The 15,868-nt window shown below is 57.6% G+C and carries 11 protein-coding genes and 2 pseudogenes; 4 read left to right on the top strand and 9 right to left on the bottom strand.

The window, feature by feature from the left end; all coding sequences use genetic code 11:
• Positions 1–56 precede the first annotated feature (56 nt).
• Positions 57–476, bottom strand: a pseudogene (locus tag XM38_RS17660) (formylglycine-generating enzyme family protein); the annotation flags it as partial.
• Between the two features lie 646 nt (positions 477–1,122).
• Here XM38_RS17660 and XM38_RS17655 point away from each other — a divergent pair.
• Both XM38_RS17655 and XM38_RS17650 read left to right on the top strand, forming a co-directional pair.
• Positions 1,123–2,367, top strand: a complete 1,245-nt coding sequence (locus XM38_RS17655) for an eCIS core domain-containing protein (protein WP_088430564.1) — start codon at positions 1,123–1,125, stop codon at positions 2,365–2,367.
• A 131-nt stretch (positions 2,368–2,498) separates the two neighbouring features.
• A complete protein-coding gene (locus XM38_RS17650) occupies positions 2,499–2,816 on the top strand; it encodes a hypothetical protein (protein ID WP_088430562.1) in 318 nt (105 codons plus the stop codon).
• Positions 2,817–2,846: 30 nt separating this feature from the next.
• Here XM38_RS17650 and XM38_RS17645 read toward each other — a convergent pair whose 3' ends face one another.
• From XM38_RS17645 to XM38_RS17625, 5 genes are all read right to left on the bottom strand, one after another.
• Entirely contained in the window at positions 2,847–4,481 is a 1,635-nt protein-coding gene (locus tag XM38_RS17645; protein ID WP_080810306.1) for an SAVED domain-containing protein, read from the bottom strand.
• Positions 4,482–4,483: 2 nt separating this feature from the next.
• Positions 4,484–5,584, bottom strand: coding sequence for a VWA containing CoxE family protein (locus XM38_RS17640; protein WP_088430560.1), 1,101 nt, complete (start codon positions 5,582–5,584; stop codon positions 4,484–4,486).
• Positions 5,581–6,561: an AAA family ATPase gene (locus XM38_RS17635; protein WP_088430558.1), complete on the bottom strand. Its 981-nt coding sequence runs from the start codon at positions 6,559–6,561 to the stop codon at positions 5,581–5,583. The genes XM38_RS17640 and XM38_RS17635 overlap by 4 nt, the downstream gene beginning before the upstream one ends.
• On the bottom strand, positions 6,558–7,589 hold the full coding sequence (locus tag XM38_RS17630; RefSeq protein WP_080810303.1) for a hypothetical protein: 1,032 nt from the start codon (positions 7,587–7,589) through the stop codon (positions 6,558–6,560). Before XM38_RS17630 ends, XM38_RS17635 begins: the two co-directional genes overlap by 4 nt.
• A 72-nt stretch (positions 7,590–7,661) precedes the next feature.
• The gene (locus XM38_RS17625; protein ID WP_088430556.1) at positions 7,662–8,117 is read right to left on the bottom strand and encodes a hypothetical protein; all 456 of its coding nucleotides are present in this window, start codon (positions 8,115–8,117) and stop codon (positions 7,662–7,664) included.
• Between the two features lie 204 nt (positions 8,118–8,321).
• Between XM38_RS17625 and XM38_RS27160 the strand changes: the two are divergent.
• A pseudogene (locus tag XM38_RS27160) lies at positions 8,322–9,242 on the top strand (class I SAM-dependent methyltransferase).
• Between the two features lie 147 nt (positions 9,243–9,389).
• Positions 9,390–10,496, top strand: coding sequence for a tetratricopeptide repeat protein (locus tag XM38_RS17610; protein WP_088430550.1), 1,107 nt, complete (start codon positions 9,390–9,392; stop codon positions 10,494–10,496).
• On the opposite strand, the gene miaB is transcribed toward XM38_RS17610, so the two are convergent.
• The 3 genes from miaB to XM38_RS17595 form a co-directional block, all read right to left on the bottom strand.
• Positions 10,493–11,899 carry a tRNA (N6-isopentenyl adenosine(37)-C2)-methylthiotransferase MiaB gene (miaB, locus tag XM38_RS17605; RefSeq protein WP_088430548.1) on the bottom strand — a complete coding sequence of 469 codons (1,407 nt, stop codon included), beginning with the start codon at positions 11,897–11,899 and terminating at the stop codon, positions 10,493–10,495. The two genes, XM38_RS17610 and miaB, sit on opposite strands and share 4 nt — an antisense overlap.
• 74 nt (positions 11,900–11,973) lie before the next feature.
• A complete protein-coding gene (locus tag XM38_RS17600) occupies positions 11,974–14,637 on the bottom strand; it encodes a D-Ala-D-Ala carboxypeptidase family metallohydrolase (protein WP_080810291.1) in 2,664 nt (887 codons plus the stop codon).
• Between the two features lie 94 nt (positions 14,638–14,731).
• A complete protein-coding gene (locus XM38_RS17595; protein WP_080810290.1) occupies positions 14,732–15,754 on the bottom strand; it encodes a hypothetical protein in 1,023 nt (340 codons plus the stop codon).
• Positions 15,755–15,868 lie beyond the last annotated feature (114 nt).

Below are 15,868 nucleotides of genomic sequence, written 5' to 3'. Positions count from 1 at the left end.
CCCAATATCATTGAAGGCTCCATGGGGATCATCGCTGTAGCGATAGGCAGAGCGGCTGTGCCGGCTCGACAGGCATATTCCCACTCGGCTTTGCTGGGTAGCCGATAGGCGCGACCAGTATGACGGCTGATGCGATCGCAAAACTCCACTGCGTCGTACCAGGAGACTTGCTCAACCGGGCGACTGTCTCCCTTGAACCTAGAAGGATTTGGAGTTAGTTGCCGCGATTCCTGAGGCAGTGCGGCCACTGCCTACCACTGAGCCTGGGTCACCGGATATCGCCCCATGAAAAAAGCAGGCACCGTCACCTGATGCTGTGGTCCCTCGCGGTCAATCCGCTCAGGCTCATCCTCTGGCGAACCCATCAGGAACGTGCCGCCGGGTACCAATATCATATCCAGGCCAATCTGATCGCCCAGGGATTCGGTAAAATAGCGAGCTCGTTTACGCTCTTTACGGAGTATCAGCTCTACCACAGTGGCTCAGGGAGGCAATGGGTTACTGATAAGGTATCCCACATCGGAGCGTGGGTCATTGCCCACTCGACAACTAGTTATCCCCCGGCCCCGAAAGGCCCCATGCTCCGGGCAACACGTGCCAACAGATTTATGGCCATGATGCGATCGCACACCCCACCCCGCCATCCATGGGGTATCCCTCATACAATCAATGGCCATCCCACGGGGGAGCGCGGGTCATTTCCCAGGCGACAACTGGTTATCCTATGCCCGCAACACGACCCACGCTCCGGGCTCATACTAAAACCCAATGGTATCAATGGATTTGCCTGGCATAACAATATCGCACGACCCACGATACATGGGCCATCTCCCGCTATACCCGGAGCTAGATCTATCGGGCCGATGCCCTGGGGGTTGGCCCCGTCTATCGCTTGGGATTGCCCCACGGTGATTCCCCATAGTCGGTGAGCAAGAAGCCATGACGCAAACCTTAAACCTCCAACGGTTAGGAACCTCAGAACCCAAAGGGCTTAGTCTGGCTCAAGGGGAGCAAGTTTTGACAGAGTTGGCCATGCCGTAGATACTTGGATGACAATCCAAAGGCATCTGCCACCATACAACTTCACCATCAGGCTACTCAATAACCACCAGAGGATTGGCCATGGGTACTTTTGCACAGAAATCAAGGGCAACTCAGCAGATTACATCTGCCAAGCCTGCGATCAAGCCTACGATATCCAGTCGGATCCAGCGGCATGAGTTGCCCCCGCAGTGTCATCGTCCACATCCAGGAGCACTACAGACGAAACTCACGATCGACCAGCCTGGAGACATCTATGAACAGGAGGCAGATCGTGTTGCGAACCAAGTGATTCGCATGCCTGATCCCAAGCTGCAGCGCACCTGTGCCTGTGGTGGTGGCTGTCCCCAGTGTCAGGCACAGCGACCGGAGCAGAAACCAATGCGCCTACAACTGCGGCGCCTTCAGTCGAACAACGAGGAACAGATTTCAGCACTGCCCATCGTCCACGAAGTATTGCGCTCACCCGGCCAGCCCCTGGATGCCCACACCCGCAGCTTTATGGAGCCACGTTTTGGGCATGATTTCAGCCAAGTGCGAGTGCACACGGATGCGAAAGCGGCAGAGTCAGCACAAGCGATCAATGCGCAGGGGTATACAGTGGGCCAGCACGTTGTCTTGGATAACGACCGATTATCTTCAGGAAGTGGACGTGCCCGTTTTTTGATGGCCCATGAATTGGCCCATGTTGTGCAGCAAGGTGGTGCTCTTGCCAGGCATGGAGACCACAGGATTGAACCGGCAGCCCAGGGATCCAGCCATAGAATCCAACGACAGTCCCCATCGCCGCCTACTAGCGAGAGAGTCTGGGGACTACCCGTCACACACAGTATGTGTGGATGCCGCCAGCAGGTGCGGGATGGAATTAATTGGGCCAATACTGCAGCGGCGACCTATGCCGCCTGTGACGTTCCGGCCAATCCGACCAACGTTGATGTTGAAGCCTGCTTCGATGCTGCCCATCCCGGTACTACCGTAGCTGGCTCCACCAGTGCCAGTGGCACAATTACGCTACCACCGCCATCGGCTGATCCCTGCCAGCGCATCGATGACAAAGCTACCTTCGTCCATGAGACCATGCATGCTCGCCATACGAATGACATCGCGCGGGCTCAAGGATCAGCTTTCTTCCGCGAGTGGAAGCGGCTGGCAGGAGTCCCCAATCGGCTAGATACCCTGCGGGCTACCTTCCCCGCTGAAGTAGCAGCCTTCGAAGCCCAGTGGCAGGACGGCCACGACTGGGCCCAGGACGAGGTGAATTCTTACCGCTGGGAGCGTCGGTTTTTGCAAGCCGCCCTGGCTGCCCTGAATCGTATCTGTCCGTAGCCTTGAACCTTATCGGTTGCTCTACTAAAGCTGTGGGACCCGATGCTGTCTATGCGCCGACCCTGTCTTCTATCCACCGTCACCTTCCTGGCACCATGGAGCAGTCCCTGGTAGCGTGAGAGGACCCCACTATGTCAGACAATAACAACAATGACGAAGATGTGGTGCTGCGTGGTGTCATCACCGCGCTAAGGCCACAGCGCAGTCCCCACCCGCACTTGAAGTGGGTGGCCGTCCTAGACGTTGATGCCGTCATGGCAGGGCAGTTCTCTGGTCAGACCTTTGCCTTCCACATCCATAGCCCTACAAAGTCTGGCATAGCTGTCGGTGGGCAGTACGTGATACGGATGACACGCACCCCCGCCGGAGAGTATCTCTTCAGGGCCATTGAACCCTGGAAAGATGAGTCCCCGTCGCAAGAGGACAGCAAACGCAGTGACACCCATTGAAGTGTCAGGATTGATTAGGAGGAATTAGAATTAGCCTGTTCTCAGTATTACCGAGATTTGATAGCTGCCATCCTGAGTTCGTTCATAAGCCATAATCAATCCCAAGGCGTTGAGTCGCTGCCCTAGGAATAAGGAGAAGGCTGCTGGGCAAGCAAAAATAAGATGAATGCTTTCCGCTTCATATTTTTGACGACATAGATGCATCAGCTCCTTGGCATGAAGTGCCAATGCCACAGCATCTTTATCAGATTTTAAAGTTCGTTGTCCTGTCCCTTGTTTTGGCTCAGCATACACTAAAGCATTGAATTGGTCTTGATTCCTCTCCTGAAACTGCTGCACATCCTTCCATATGCTTACGCTGATCCCAATGGCAAAGATAAGGTTGCTTCCTCCTGTGCCCTGTTCTTGAATGACCTCAAGTTGGGCTTCAGAGGGGGAGGCAGAAGACTCCCAAAAGGCCATTTCCCCGCCAGTGAATTGCTTCAAACGAAACTTATATCCAGCCACGTAAGGAAATGTAAAACCAATGGCCAGACTCATGGTGAGGGGGCAATTTCCCAAGAGGTAAATGTATCGGGAGGAGGATATCTGAATCAGAGTTTGTTTTGCTTGCTGCAACTGCGGAAATAGAATGCTATCCCACGTATCTGGAGTTGGAACTTGGCGGGTAGTACGATCGCAGTATTCTTGCCAGTCTAACTCCACATTTGGTGTCTTGGTCTCGCTTACTTTATCCCATCCATACACTCCCAAAACTAATGTTGGCTCTCCTGAGATAGGGCCTGAATCTGTATTGGCCTCCTCAAACTCCAGGGTCACCACCTCCACCGTTTGCGCCTCTAAGGCAGGTACCCCCGCCTCTGGCTGAACGAACTGGCCTGTCTCAAACTCCAGCGTCCTTAAAGGGGGCATCCCCGTCGGGGTGGTTTCGTCTTCCCCAGAGGAGAATCTCAAGGGAAAGACACTGGGGCGGATGTCAGCGTCTCCCACCCGAAATGTGCGCGCCCTGTCGGCGGGGGTCACCGCCTCTGGGTGGCGCAGTAGTCGTTGCACCAGCTGGGCCAGCTCCACCAGCTCTGGGTGCCGTGTCAGTTGGGGGGCCAGTTCCTGAGTGATACGGCTCAGATAGGCCAGCTCCGCCCGGATGCTCTGGTCTGATGCTCCCTCCGCCCTGGCCTGATCTGCCAAGTGCTGGAAGCGATGGCCGATGTCTTGCACGGCTGCCTGGCAGTGCTCATCTCCCAGGTAGGTCATGGCGGCCAGTCGTTGCGCCTCTAGCTCTCTTGGGCGACGCTGGGGATCGACGCGGCTCAAATAGCTGACATAGCTGATCAATACCTGGGCCACTTCCTGCAGGCGATGTTGCCAGACCGGGTCGTCTTTAATTTCGGCCAGCAGGTATGCCCGCACTTGGGTATCCATGGTGTAAAGCTCATAGCCCACCTGGCGGCAGAGGTCAGACAGCAGCAGATCCACCTCGGCTTCCCAGGGCACATGGTCTGCTCGCAAACATTGAATCCGCAGGTAATGCACCAGTTCCGGCGTCAGCACCAGGGGCAAGGCGGCATGGTAGGCCAGGGAGCGATAGGCCTCATTGCCAAAGCGAGCCACAAACTGGTCCACCCTGTCGGCGGGTTCCGGCCATGGGGAGGGGGCGGCGGCCATGGTCAAGATGCCGAGTAGGTGTGCTTCAGGGGCTGCCCCCGCACCACATCAATGGCGTTATTGAGTCCGTCGCTATCCATCTGAAACATGGGGACTGAGTGGGCGATGATTTCGGCGGAGCTTCCCACCCAGCGCCGCCTTGGCATGGGGTTGAGCCAGGCCACCAGGCTGGTATGGCGTTTCAGCTGCAGCAGAAATCGGCTGGTGCTCCGCACCCGGTCTCGCAGACGATAGCCCCGGGCGGCGCCACCGTCGCTGACGATGAGCACGCTGGTGGTGGGGTCACAGCTACCCAGGGCGGCGGCCAAGGGCATCGATTGGGTCAAGTAGACATCGCGAAAGACAGTCCCCGCCGGCACATTCTGAAAATAGACGGCGTTGACGTTCTCGGCATCCAGGGGGCTCTCTTGCTGGGCGGTCTCCACCAGGTCCCCGGTGAACTGGTGAAACGGCGTCATGGAGCCATCGTGATCGATGAATAACAGCAATCGGGCCTGATTGCGTTCTCGCCGGCCATAGACGGGGGCCAGATAGAATCCCTGGCGGGTCACTTGCTGGATGGTGGCATCGATATCCAACACATCCTGAGGGCCATCGGCCACCGGGCGGCGCAGATAGCGCCAGTTATACACCATGGACCGCCGTGAAATCGGATAGTAGGCCTGCAGGGGTATGGTGTCTTCTTCGCCGCTGAGTAAGCTGGGGGCCTGCACCGGCAGGGAGCCTAGGGCGGCTCGCCGGGGCGGGGGCGGCGGCGGTTGCGGTTGGAGCATCGGTGGCTCTGACGCCTGGTGCCTGGCTGGGACCGTCTCTTGGGGTCGGGAGGGGGCCTCGCGTCCTCCGGGGAAGGGGGGCTTGGGTTGGCGGTTGGCCTTGACTTGACGGTGCACTGACTGCCAGATGGGCTGGAACTGGCTGTGCTCACTCAACGAGTGGCACCACAACAGCTTCAGGGTGTCTTCCAGGCTGGCTAAATCCTCACCGAAGCCGCCGGCAACGGCGTCCAGGGCGGCCATGTAGTCTGCCACCCCCAGCTTGAAATTGCTGCGACGCAACTGCAGAAAGGTACGCAACACCAGCGCTTGGGGATCGAATGCGGTCATGATGCCTGGGTCGAGTTACGCCAATCATCTTGGCGCTTAAACAGCACTTCTCGATAGGGCAAAATTGTATCCTGCTGCAGTTGGGCCACGCTATAGGGCTTGGCCTCAAATTGGTGCAAGGCTTTTAGCCAATCTAGAAATTCACTGGTGCCGGGGGGCTTAAACCAGTTGCGCTGCCGCCGCTGACTGAGAAATTTATCGGCGGCGGCCGTCACCAACGGGTCTGCCGGGGTCGTCTGCTGGCGATGTTGATAGTGGCGCCGCACGATTTCCTGCAGTTGTTCGGGGCTATCGGGAAAGTCTAGATACCGATATAGGCAGCGCCGCAGAAAGGGGGCCGGTAGGTTGCCCTTCTCCTTATTGCTGGTGATGATGACGATGGGCTTGTGCTCTGGGTGAGCCGTAATGGTTTCGCCAGTCTCGCGGATGGTGAATTGCCAGGGGTCATCTAACACCGTCAGCAAATCGTTGGGAAAGTCCAGATCGGCCTTGTCGATCTCGTCAATCAAGACGACAGCGGGGCGATCTCGCAGGCGAAAGGCGTTGCCCAAGGGGCCGAACCGGCGATAGTGTTTGGGATTGCCGGGGTGGCGACGCTCCGGGGAGATCGCGTCCTCGTCTGGGGGGTTATCAAGGGTGGCAGGGTGGGCGCCCTGGACTTTCTGCACTTCCACATCGTGGAGCCGCAGAATCGCGTCGTACTCATACAGCCCATCCTGGGCCTTGGTACTAGAGCGCACGTCCCAGCGGTAGAGGGGCAGCCCCAGTTCGTAGGCCACGCTGTAGGCCAGACGGGTCTTGCCACAGCCGGCATCTCCTTCCAGCAAGAGGGGGCGTCTCAGGAAGATGGCCAGATTGACGGCTTTCTGCAGGGGCTGAGACACCAGATAGGGTTCCGGTACCTCTGGAGAGTCCGGATGGGGAGCGGTGGGGGCACGTCCATCCCCGTGGAATGTCAGGCGCTCGGCTGCAGTCATTGAAATAGCTCCTGGAGGTTAATGCACACGCTCTGGGGAATGCCGTTGCCGCTGTTTCTGTGGATCTGCTTGGCCATTCGGGTTAGGGCGGTCTTTTGCTGTTGCTGCAGCTTTGGCAACAGGGGGTGAAATCGGACTAGCCAGGTCTGAATGTCGTCAACGGACCAGTTGGGTAGGGGCAGGTTGATGATCTTGTCGCTGTCGAGGCGGTCTCCCTGGCAGAAAACGTCTTGGGGATACTGGGGGGAGGTATGGTCGGATAGGATTTGGCTGTCGGCGATCAGGGCCACGATGAATTTGCTCTTGACGTCTTGGGAGGCCACGGCAACCTCCTCGCTCAGGGGCTGCCAGAAATCTTGGATAAACCATTTTAGGAACGTTTCTCGCTCCAGCAGCTCATCTAGACTCTTGATCTCTAGAAAAAGGGTAGTGCCAGTGCCAATGGAGGTGCGAATCTGGGCGTGAATCTGTTCGCATAAAAGGTTGTCGTCTGACGAGGCAGCTAGGTCGAGATTGAAATAGCTGGCCAGCCGCATCAAAAACTCGGTTTCATTGAGTTGGGAGATGGTGGAGTTGAGATCTACGCAGATGCGGCGGTAGGCTCCGACCACCTGACCATCGATCATGTGATCTCTCAAGATCACCTGCAACACCTCTTCTAGGCAGAAGTGGCCCATCTGCAGCTTGCTGCCCTGCAGGAAGAATAGCGCGACTCCCCCCTGCTGGTTAAGCTTCTGGCGGAGGCGGGCGGCGGTGTCTTTGGCTTGGGTGAAGTTGATTTTTTGCAGGGCCTTCTCGAAGTTGCGATCGCGTATCCCCGGCTCCGATGCCTCAGCATCACAGGCAGCTAACTTATCCTCTAGCTCATCGATCTGATCCAGTAGTCTCTCAGCGGCTTTCGTCAGCCGTAATCGCTCCCGCTCCCCAGCCGCCGTCTCCAGATCAGACTCCACCGCAGCCAGTTCTTCCTCTAGCTGGGCCAGCTGTTTAGTGTAGAAGTCTCGTCGTCGCTGTTTCTGATCTACCACTATTGAGCGTTAATCTGAGTCCCTAGACTATTGAGCTGCATCATAGTCCCTTAACCAGTGCTGTGTATGCTCCTAGCCATTGAGGGTATTATCCAGCGCCTCTATCTTGTCCAACAGCTGTTCAGCCTCCTTTTCCAGACGCAGGCGATCGACTTGCCGCGGTGCCGTCTCTAAATCTGCCTCAACCGCCGCCAGGGCCGCCTCTAACTGAGCTTTTGGCGCTCGTAAAAGCGTCGCTTGAGACAGACAGCTGCCCGGTGGACGGCATCGACGCCGGGTCGGATTGTCGCCATCTAGAAACGACTGATCAGCCGGCAACAGCTGCTGCAAAATGGCTTGCAATTGGGGCAATTGGGGTCCGTCGGTCCCTCGGCCCAGTGTAGTAGCTCTGAGGCGCGGCCCTTGGGCAGCGACATTAGGCGGCAAGATCCCCGCGGGCGGATTGAGGGCGATGACGAGTTCCTCAAATTGACTGGCAGGCAGTTGGTTCAAGGTTTGAATCAACTGCAGGCGTTCGCTGGCGGACATGGGCCGAATGGAATGGATGTCGTTGACACTGGAGCCTCGAGCCCAAGGGGCTGACTCGTCAGCTGAGGGCTGGCAAGCTAGGAGTCAAGGCAGCCAGGATAGTCTGTTCCGCCATGGGAGACCCAGGGGAGTTGCTCTAAGGGCCATTAAAGCGCCGACCATAGATGATTGCCAAGACAATTAAACTAGGGCAACCATGAGATAGTGTCCCCCTCTATTGATTTGACACTTCGTTGCTCTGCTGTGTCCCTACTGCCGCACACTCCCGTTCCCTACACCGCTCGCATTGTGGCGGCTAAGCGCATCTTTGAGCAAACCCACCAGCCTGCTCTATTTCAGGATCCCTATGCCACTTGTCTGGCCGGCCATGAGGTCGACGCCCTGCTGACTCAATGGCAAGCCACTGCCCAGCGACAACAACGGCCCCTGTCAGAGGTTATCCGCAAGCGAACTCGCTATGTGGCTATCCGCACCTATTTCTTTGATGCCTGGCTGCAGGCTAGCTGCCATCAGGGCCGTACTCCCCAGGTGGTGATTCTGGGGGCGGGTCTCGATACCAGGGCCTAGCGACTCACCTGGCCCGCTGGTACTCAGCTCTATGAGGTAGATCATGCCCTGGTGCTGAATTACAAGACTGCCATGCTGCGGCCGGTGCCGCCCGCCTGTGACCACCACCTGATTGATGCCGATCTGGAGGAATCCGCCAGCCACTGGATCACCTCGCTGATACGAGCAGGGTACCAGCGGGAGCGACCTACCCTATGGCTGCTGGAAGGGGTAGCCATGTACCTGCCAGAGTCCTCTCTGCAGGCGGTATTACAGGCCATATCAGACCTGAGTGCCCCTGAGAGCCAGCTGGGCCTGGATGAAGTCACCCTGGGATCGCTGGCCGCAGCTGGCCGAGCTCGACACCAGGATCGGGGGCGGGTGATTCGCCATTGGCGCTGGGGCTGTGACGATCCCCGGCCGCTATTGGCCGCCTATGGCTGGCAGGCTGAGATTTATCAACCCCAGCGGGTGTGTCCCGAGCGCTACCCGCCCTCTTTGCCAATAAATGCTGAACTAGGGGGTCATCAGACGCAGCGAGGCGTCTGGCTACTGATGGCAACGAACAGTTATTGGTAGAATCGTTAACACATAACTTAACAATAGGAAGCTAAAGCACTATCGCCTGCGTCAGCCTTCCTATCTCGACCGCACCCGGAGGTTCCATCGTGACTCACCATCTTCACCACGCAGTTGCCGTGAGTGTCTTGGGCTTAACCCTAGGGCTTGCCTCCGGGGGTCGAGGCCCGAGAGCTAACCGAGACCGTCTCTGGGGTAACGGCCAGGATAGTGACTGCAGACTATTTGGCCCAAGGGCAGACAGCCTCCCTCAGTGAGGCCCAGCAGGAACAGGTGGATGAGCTACTGCGCCAGGGTCAAGAACGGGTGGAGGCGCAAGACTATGCCCGGGCCATCGACTACTATCAGCAGGCGGCCCGCATCGATCGGGAAAATGCCCGTATTTTCTCTGGCATTGGTTATCTGCAGCTGCAGCAGGGCAACTTCGAGGCAGCAGCCCAAGCCTACCGTCAGGCCATCGATCTGGCTCCGGATAATCGCCCCTTTCGCTATGCGTTGGCTCACAGCTTGTTCGAAGCCGAACGCTACCAGGCGGCAGCGGATGTTTACCGGGAGATGATCGAGATGGCCCCCAATGAGGTGAATGCCTATTTGGGGTTGGGCGGTGTGTTATTGGAGATGGAGAACTATCGGGAAGCGACGACGGTATATGAGCAGTTGGCTGACATCGCCCCCGGCAACGTCAAAGTCTACGAAGCATTAGGCACCCTGCACATTAAGCAAGAAAACTTCGAGGAAGCCCTGAGATTCTTGCAGCAAGCCCAGCGTCTTGCCCCTAATAACAGTATTGTTTACCTGAGTTTGGCGGATGTTTACGACCATCTGGGCGATGAGCAACAGGTGCTAAACCATGTGCGCCGGGCCGTGGAAGTCGATCCCAATAATGCCGTGGCTCAATTTCGCATGGGGGAGTTGCTAGAGCAACAGGGGAATCGTGAAGCAGCGCTGAGCCATTATCGGCGGGCAGTTGAGTTTGATCCCGACTTAATTCCGGCCCATGCGGCTCTGGGGAAGATGCTGCTGGAGCGGCAGGAATACCTGCAAGCCGTACTGTCCTATCGTCGCCTGGTGGCAGCCCTGCCTGAGAATCCGGGGGCCCATTACAATCTGGGGTTGGCCCTATGGGGGCAGGGGGCTCGGGGGCAGGCGGCTTCCCAGGTACGCCAGGCTCAAGATTTATATCGAGCCCAGGGAAATGATGAGGGGGCCGAGCGAGCCCAAGCGCTCTTGGAGTTTTGGGGAGTAGCGGATTAGGGCATCGCTACGGCGGCAGCCTGGTCTGGGGCCTGGCGGCTGGCGGCGGCTGCGGTTTCTGTTAGGGGCTCGCCAGTGAGGCTGAAGGCGCGGGCTTCTGTGATCTTGACCGTTACCAGCTGACCCTTGAGTTGCTGCAGGTCGCCCTTAAAGAAGGTGAGACGGTTGCTGCGGGTGCGGCCCATGACTTGGGTGGGATCTTTGGGGTTTTGATCTTCGACTAGCACCGCTTCGAGGCGACCTAGGTGACGATGCGATCGCATCGCTGCTTTTGTCGCCACCAGGCGATTCAGCCGTTGCAGCCGGTCTGACTTAGTCTCCTCATCCAGCTGGTTATCCCACAGGGCGGCCGGGGTGCCGGGGCGAGGGGAATAGGCCGCCGTATTTAGCTGGTCAAAGCCGATGTCATCCACCAGCTGTAGGGTATTTTGAAACTGTTCCTCCGTTTCCCCCGGGAACCCGACGATGGCATCGGCGCTGATGGCCGCCTGCGGCATATAGTCGCGAATCTTGGCGATGATGCGACGATATTTTTCATGGGTATAGCCCCGGGCCATGGCCTTGAGCACCGCATTGTCCCCCGACTGAAAGGGAATGTGAAAATGCTCGCAGACCTTGGGTAACTCAGCGCAGGCCCGAATCAGGCGCTCGGTGAAATAGCGGGGATGGCTGGTGGCAAAGCGGATGCGCTCGATGCCGGGTACATCATGGACGTAGTAGAGCAAGTCGGTCAGGGTATGTTGGTGACGTCCCGCCGCGGTAGTGCCGGGCAAGTCGCGACCATAGGCATCGATGTTTTGCCCCAGCAGCGTCACCTCCTTATAGCCCTGACGCCCCAACACCTCCATCTCGGCTCGGATGGCCTCGGGGGTGCGAGACTGCTCCACCCCTCTGACATTGGGCACCACACAATAGGTGCAGCGCTCGTTGCAGCCGTAGATCACATTCACCCAGGCGGTGACGGTGCTATCCCGCCGCGGCTGGGTAATGTCTTCTAAGATGTCCACCGGTTCGGTGGCCACCACCTGAGCCCCCGCAAATACCTGCTCCAGCAGATCCTGCAGGCGGTTGGCATGCTGGGGACCCATGATCAGATCCAGCTCCGGCACGCGCCGCAATAGGGTTTGGCCCTCTTGCTGAGCCACACACCCGGCCACCACCAGGGTCAGATCGGGGCGCTCGTGTTTGCGCTTGGCCTGCCGTCCCAGGTAGGAATAGACCTTCTGTTCGGCATTATCGCGGATGGTACAAGTGTTGTAGAGAACCACATCGGCTTGCAGGGGATCCTCACACCATTGCAGCCCCATGGCATCGAGAATCCCGGCCATGCGCTCAGAGTCGGCCTTGTTCATCTGGCAGCCGAAGGTGGTGATGTGATAGCGGCGAGGGGCGTCGGCAGTCATGGAGTCTACGGCAAACAACAGCGATGCAGTCTCCTATGGTACTGCGGATGCCCCGGTCTCTGCATGGTCTTGGCTTAATAATCCCACTCTACCCGGCGGCCATCCCGGATATCCATGTGCAAGAAGCCCTTGCGTTGGCCGCGACCAATGCCGACCACCTTGGGATTATTGCGCAGGATCTGCAGCAACCGGGCGAAGCCTTCATTATTGGCGCTGCGCAGAGGGCGAATATCCAGGGCCTTAAAGGGAACATGTTGGCTGTTGCTGACCCCGCCGACCCGACGATTGATGGGCTCGGGACGGAATCCGGAGGTGATAATCAGGGGCTCGCCGAAGGCGGCCCGGACTTCGCCGAACACCTTGGCTAGACGGCGGCCATTGTCCACTTCCAACTTCTGGGTAGGCCAGCGGCTCATGCCCTTGGTACACTCACCCCAGGTCAGGGGCACGCCGGCAATGATGTACTCGTTCTCATAGACCAGCTGGTTGTAATGGGGCAGGTGCTTGGAGGTGCCGGTCTGGGACCCCGCGTCCGGATTGGTCTGGGTGGGGGTGTCTTCGGCGGGGACGGATTCCTCGGCGGCCGGATGGTCGACCCCGAGGGCATCCAGCAGTAACCGCACGCTGCCGGGGCCGATGTAGTCGGGATCACTCTGGTAGATGCTCTGTTTGAAGACGGCCCAGGCCTGCTTCAGATCGGCACCGGGAGTCCACAGGTAGAGCCGGGCTAGTCCCTGTTTTATGGCGGTGGCCATAGCCTCATCCCACTCATCGATGGGAATGGCGTCTTCTACCGTCTGCAGGGTCTCGGCAATGCGCTCCACCGACCAGACGGCCTGGCCGTTATTCTGGTCGGAGACCGTTACCGGCGTGAGCAGCAAATGGGGAATGAAGAACTGGGCCCGGGCCACGACATCGGAACTATAGTCGTCACCGGTAGTGCCCTCATCGATGCCGGCCTTGGTGCGCACATTGGAGACGCCGAAGTTGTAGGCTGCGATCGCACCTCTGAGGATGTAGGGATCTTCCCAATCAGAATGGTTAGCCTCCACCTGCCGCAGACCATCGGCCAAAATGCCCACCCCCTGGCTCAGGTGCTCGAGGCTGGCTGGATCGCCGTCACTGCCGGCCTGGGTATGATAGCGCTGATCCACCTGCATGATGCCAAAGGCATTGCCGTGGTCGCCGCGGCCATTGGCGTCTAAGACTCTACCGCAGCGAGATTCGCGGCTGGCGATGGCGGCAATCAAGGCCGGCGGAATGCCAGCGCGGTCCCCCACCTGACGGAAGCGCTCGGCCAAGCGCTTCACCTCAGGAAGATCGCGCTCGGCCATCTTATGGGAGGCGGTGAGCCCGCCCGAGAGGCCGTCTTGACTAGCCGTCCGGTCTGAGGCCCCGTTAGTAGGGGCTTGGGCCAGGGCCAAGGCCCAGCGATTGGCCGTCTTGGGTTGTACGGCGACTCCACCATCAGAGGGCGGAGATGGCGGCGGACTCATGGTGGAGCCGGAGGTAGGGGGGCCGGACTGGACGCTAGGACCGTTACCGGCATCACGCTGAGGACTCACCTGACCGCTGGGAGCAGCCGCAATGGCATTACGACCGGGCACCGTGCGCAACACGTCGTTGATCAGGTTGCGGGTGTCGGGGTGCGATCGCAACCAATCTTGATTGCGCACGATCCACTCCATGATCGGGGTCGGAATCTGTTCTGCCTCGGCCTGATTGATTACCTGGGCCAGGCCATGGGTGCGGGTGACCGCCAGCAGATCCTTGAGGATCGCTTCCCGCAGCGAGGGATCACTGGTGACGCCGCCGGTTTCGCTGTATTCCTTTTCGATACGTGCAATGGCCCGATTCAATTCATACTTCCAGGTGGCAGCCTGCTCCTGCTCTCCCCTTAACTCAATTGCCCGATCCAGCTCCACAATGGCCCGGTCCAATTCCGGTGGGACCGCGTCTTTGCAGGCAAAGGCGAGTTGGGCGTGATAGGGATGATACCTCTCATCGCTGGCCACCAGCGCCTCAAAAATAGGAATGGTACGAGTCGTGCGGTTGCGCAGTCCCTGGGAACGCCAGCTCATACTGCGCATCTCTTTCACCAACCCGAAGATCCGCTGCCGCACGTCCGGCGAAGCAGAGCGAATTCGTTGCTTTAGGTCAGCCAGCTGGCGCGATGGCAGCCCTTCATTCACCTGCAGATTCACCTGATCGATGAGCTCACCACTCTCCGTCAGAGATTGATTCTGATCGCTAAGTTCCTCAACCTGATGAGACAGCTCCTGCTTCTTCTGGACTGCCTCTTGGGTTACCGTCTCCATGCGATGGATGCGTTTCAGTACCTTCTCTAAAGCCATATTTAGCAAGGCCTTAGCTCCGTAACCGCCCACAATACCCTTGGCGGCCAACAGAATATTGAAGTTGCTGAGGCTCGTGTCACTGGGGTAGTCAGTGACAAAATCTAACAGATAGGCACCGGAAATGCCCAGCAGAATATCCCCGAGGATGCCGATTTGCAAATCTCGACCATCCTCACTCATATAGGGCATCTCGATCTTGCCATCCAGCATGACGGTGTAGAGAATACCGCCAACCACACCAGAGAAAGTGAGAATAAACACCCGATACTGAAACCACTCTGGCAAGACAGCATCAGGCGGGCCACTCACCAGTAGGGCATAGGCCAAACCGATGAATAGGCCCAGCAGAAAGGTCTTGTAAATTTGCAGCGTCCTGTTCATGGTAATAAGGGGCTAGGGGGTTATAGAAAGGCATCAATATAATGGCTACCTATTTCGGAAACAGCCCAGCATCGATCTCCTCCTCAAGGTTGGGCTAGAGGTTGGGAATGTAGCGACTCAATTTATCGGCAATCTCAAAGAACCGCTCCTCCTGAGGCTGGCTCAGCGTTTTCCCTAAATCTTTTTGGCGCTTGAGCGTGTAGAAATAGTCCAGATCCTTCAGTTGGCGCGATCCCTGCACAATGTCTTGCAGATAACTGAGATGCTGTTTGCGTCGACTGGCCTCTGCCTTTTCCCCCTCATCCAGATGGCTGAGGATAGTCGCCACCTGCTGATTTTGCAGTAGGTTGTCGCTGCTACTGACCGATTTGACAATGGTCGGGACAACTTTAATCACCAGGTAGTCATCTCGGATCGGCACATTCTGCTGGTTAGGGGCAGCTCGTTCTAGCTGTAACCCCCGTAGTTTATACTGCACCGCTTCCACCTCATCTTTGAAAAATACATAGGCACCACAACGCAGCGGCGCCTCCCCAGAACTTGCTACCTTAGAGTACAAATCCAGGGTGCTGAGAAAGATCTGTTTGTCTTGGTCCCGAACACGATTCAATTTTTCCAGGCGACCAATGAGAGAGGCAGCTACACCTGAAAAGGGAATTAGGGTGGCAAAGAGACCGCCAAAGTCACGGTAGACCTGCCCTAAGCCACCCAGGATAGAGTCATCTCGAGCCAGACCCTTATCAATCTCCATCACTTCGATTTCTAGCCAGATGCGGGCCTCTTCTGAGTAGTCTTGGCGCGCAAAGATGTGCTCGTATTCCAAGTTATCTTTGACGGTGCCCGCAGGGATGTCGGCACCGAAGAAATTGATCACTTCGGTGCGCGGTTCATCACCGTAGCGCACTCGACTGCGAATGAGTAGATCATTACCACTGCCGTCATCGTCATGGCCTTCGTAGATGTAGAAGCTTTCTAAGGAGAGGGTGAAGGATCCTCCTTCTGGAATCAGCTGATCCGTCTCTTGGATCGCTGAATCGGTGCGTCGAAGTTGGGCACCTCCAGGAGTATCAAGCTCTGACGCGGAAACAAACCAATGCTTACTGCGGTCTTGGGGCATGGATATAACTGTATGGATATAACTGTATGGATATAAGCAATAGAGAAATCTATGAAAGCACCCGGATTGGCAGACGCCGACCCATGACTCTGACCATGTCAGGTCCGACTTGCC

It is taken from the genome of Halomicronema hongdechloris C2206 (assembly GCF_002075285.3).
In the GTDB taxonomy this organism is placed as follows: domain Bacteria; phylum Cyanobacteriota; class Cyanobacteriia; order Phormidesmidales; family Phormidesmidaceae; genus Halomicronema_B; species Halomicronema_B hongdechloris.
Note: the sequence above shows the minus strand (reverse complement) of the source record. Positions and strands in the feature narration are given on the sequence as shown.

Excerpts from the sequence above, each read along its gene's own strand:
- XM38_RS17655 (WP_088430564.1), top strand. The coding sequence starts at position 1,123 with ATGGGTACTTTTGCACAGAAATCAAGGGCAACTCAGCAGATTACATCT.
- XM38_RS17650 (WP_088430562.1), top strand. The coding sequence starts at position 2,499 with ATGTCAGACAATAACAACAATGACGAAGATGTGGTGCTGCGTGGTGTC.
- XM38_RS17645 (WP_080810306.1), bottom strand. The coding sequence starts at position 4,481 with ATGGCCGCCGCCCCCTCCCCATGGCCGGAACCCGCCGACAGGGTGGAC.
- XM38_RS17640 (WP_088430560.1), bottom strand. The coding sequence starts at position 5,584 with ATGACCGCATTCGATCCCCAAGCGCTGGTGTTGCGTACCTTTCTGCAG.
- XM38_RS17635 (WP_088430558.1), bottom strand. The coding sequence starts at position 6,561 with ATGACTGCAGCCGAGCGCCTGACATTCCACGGGGATGGACGTGCCCCC.
- XM38_RS17625 (WP_088430556.1), bottom strand. The coding sequence starts at position 8,117 with ATGTCCGCCAGCGAACGCCTGCAGTTGATTCAAACCTTGAACCAACTG.
- miaB (WP_088430548.1), bottom strand. The coding sequence starts at position 11,899 with ATGACTGCCGACGCCCCTCGCCGCTATCACATCACCACCTTCGGCTGC.
- XM38_RS17600 (WP_080810291.1), bottom strand. The coding sequence starts at position 14,637 with ATGAACAGGACGCTGCAAATTTACAAGACCTTTCTGCTGGGCCTATTC.
- XM38_RS17595 (WP_080810290.1), bottom strand. The coding sequence starts at position 15,754 with ATGCCCCAAGACCGCAGTAAGCATTGGTTTGTTTCCGCGTCAGAGCTT.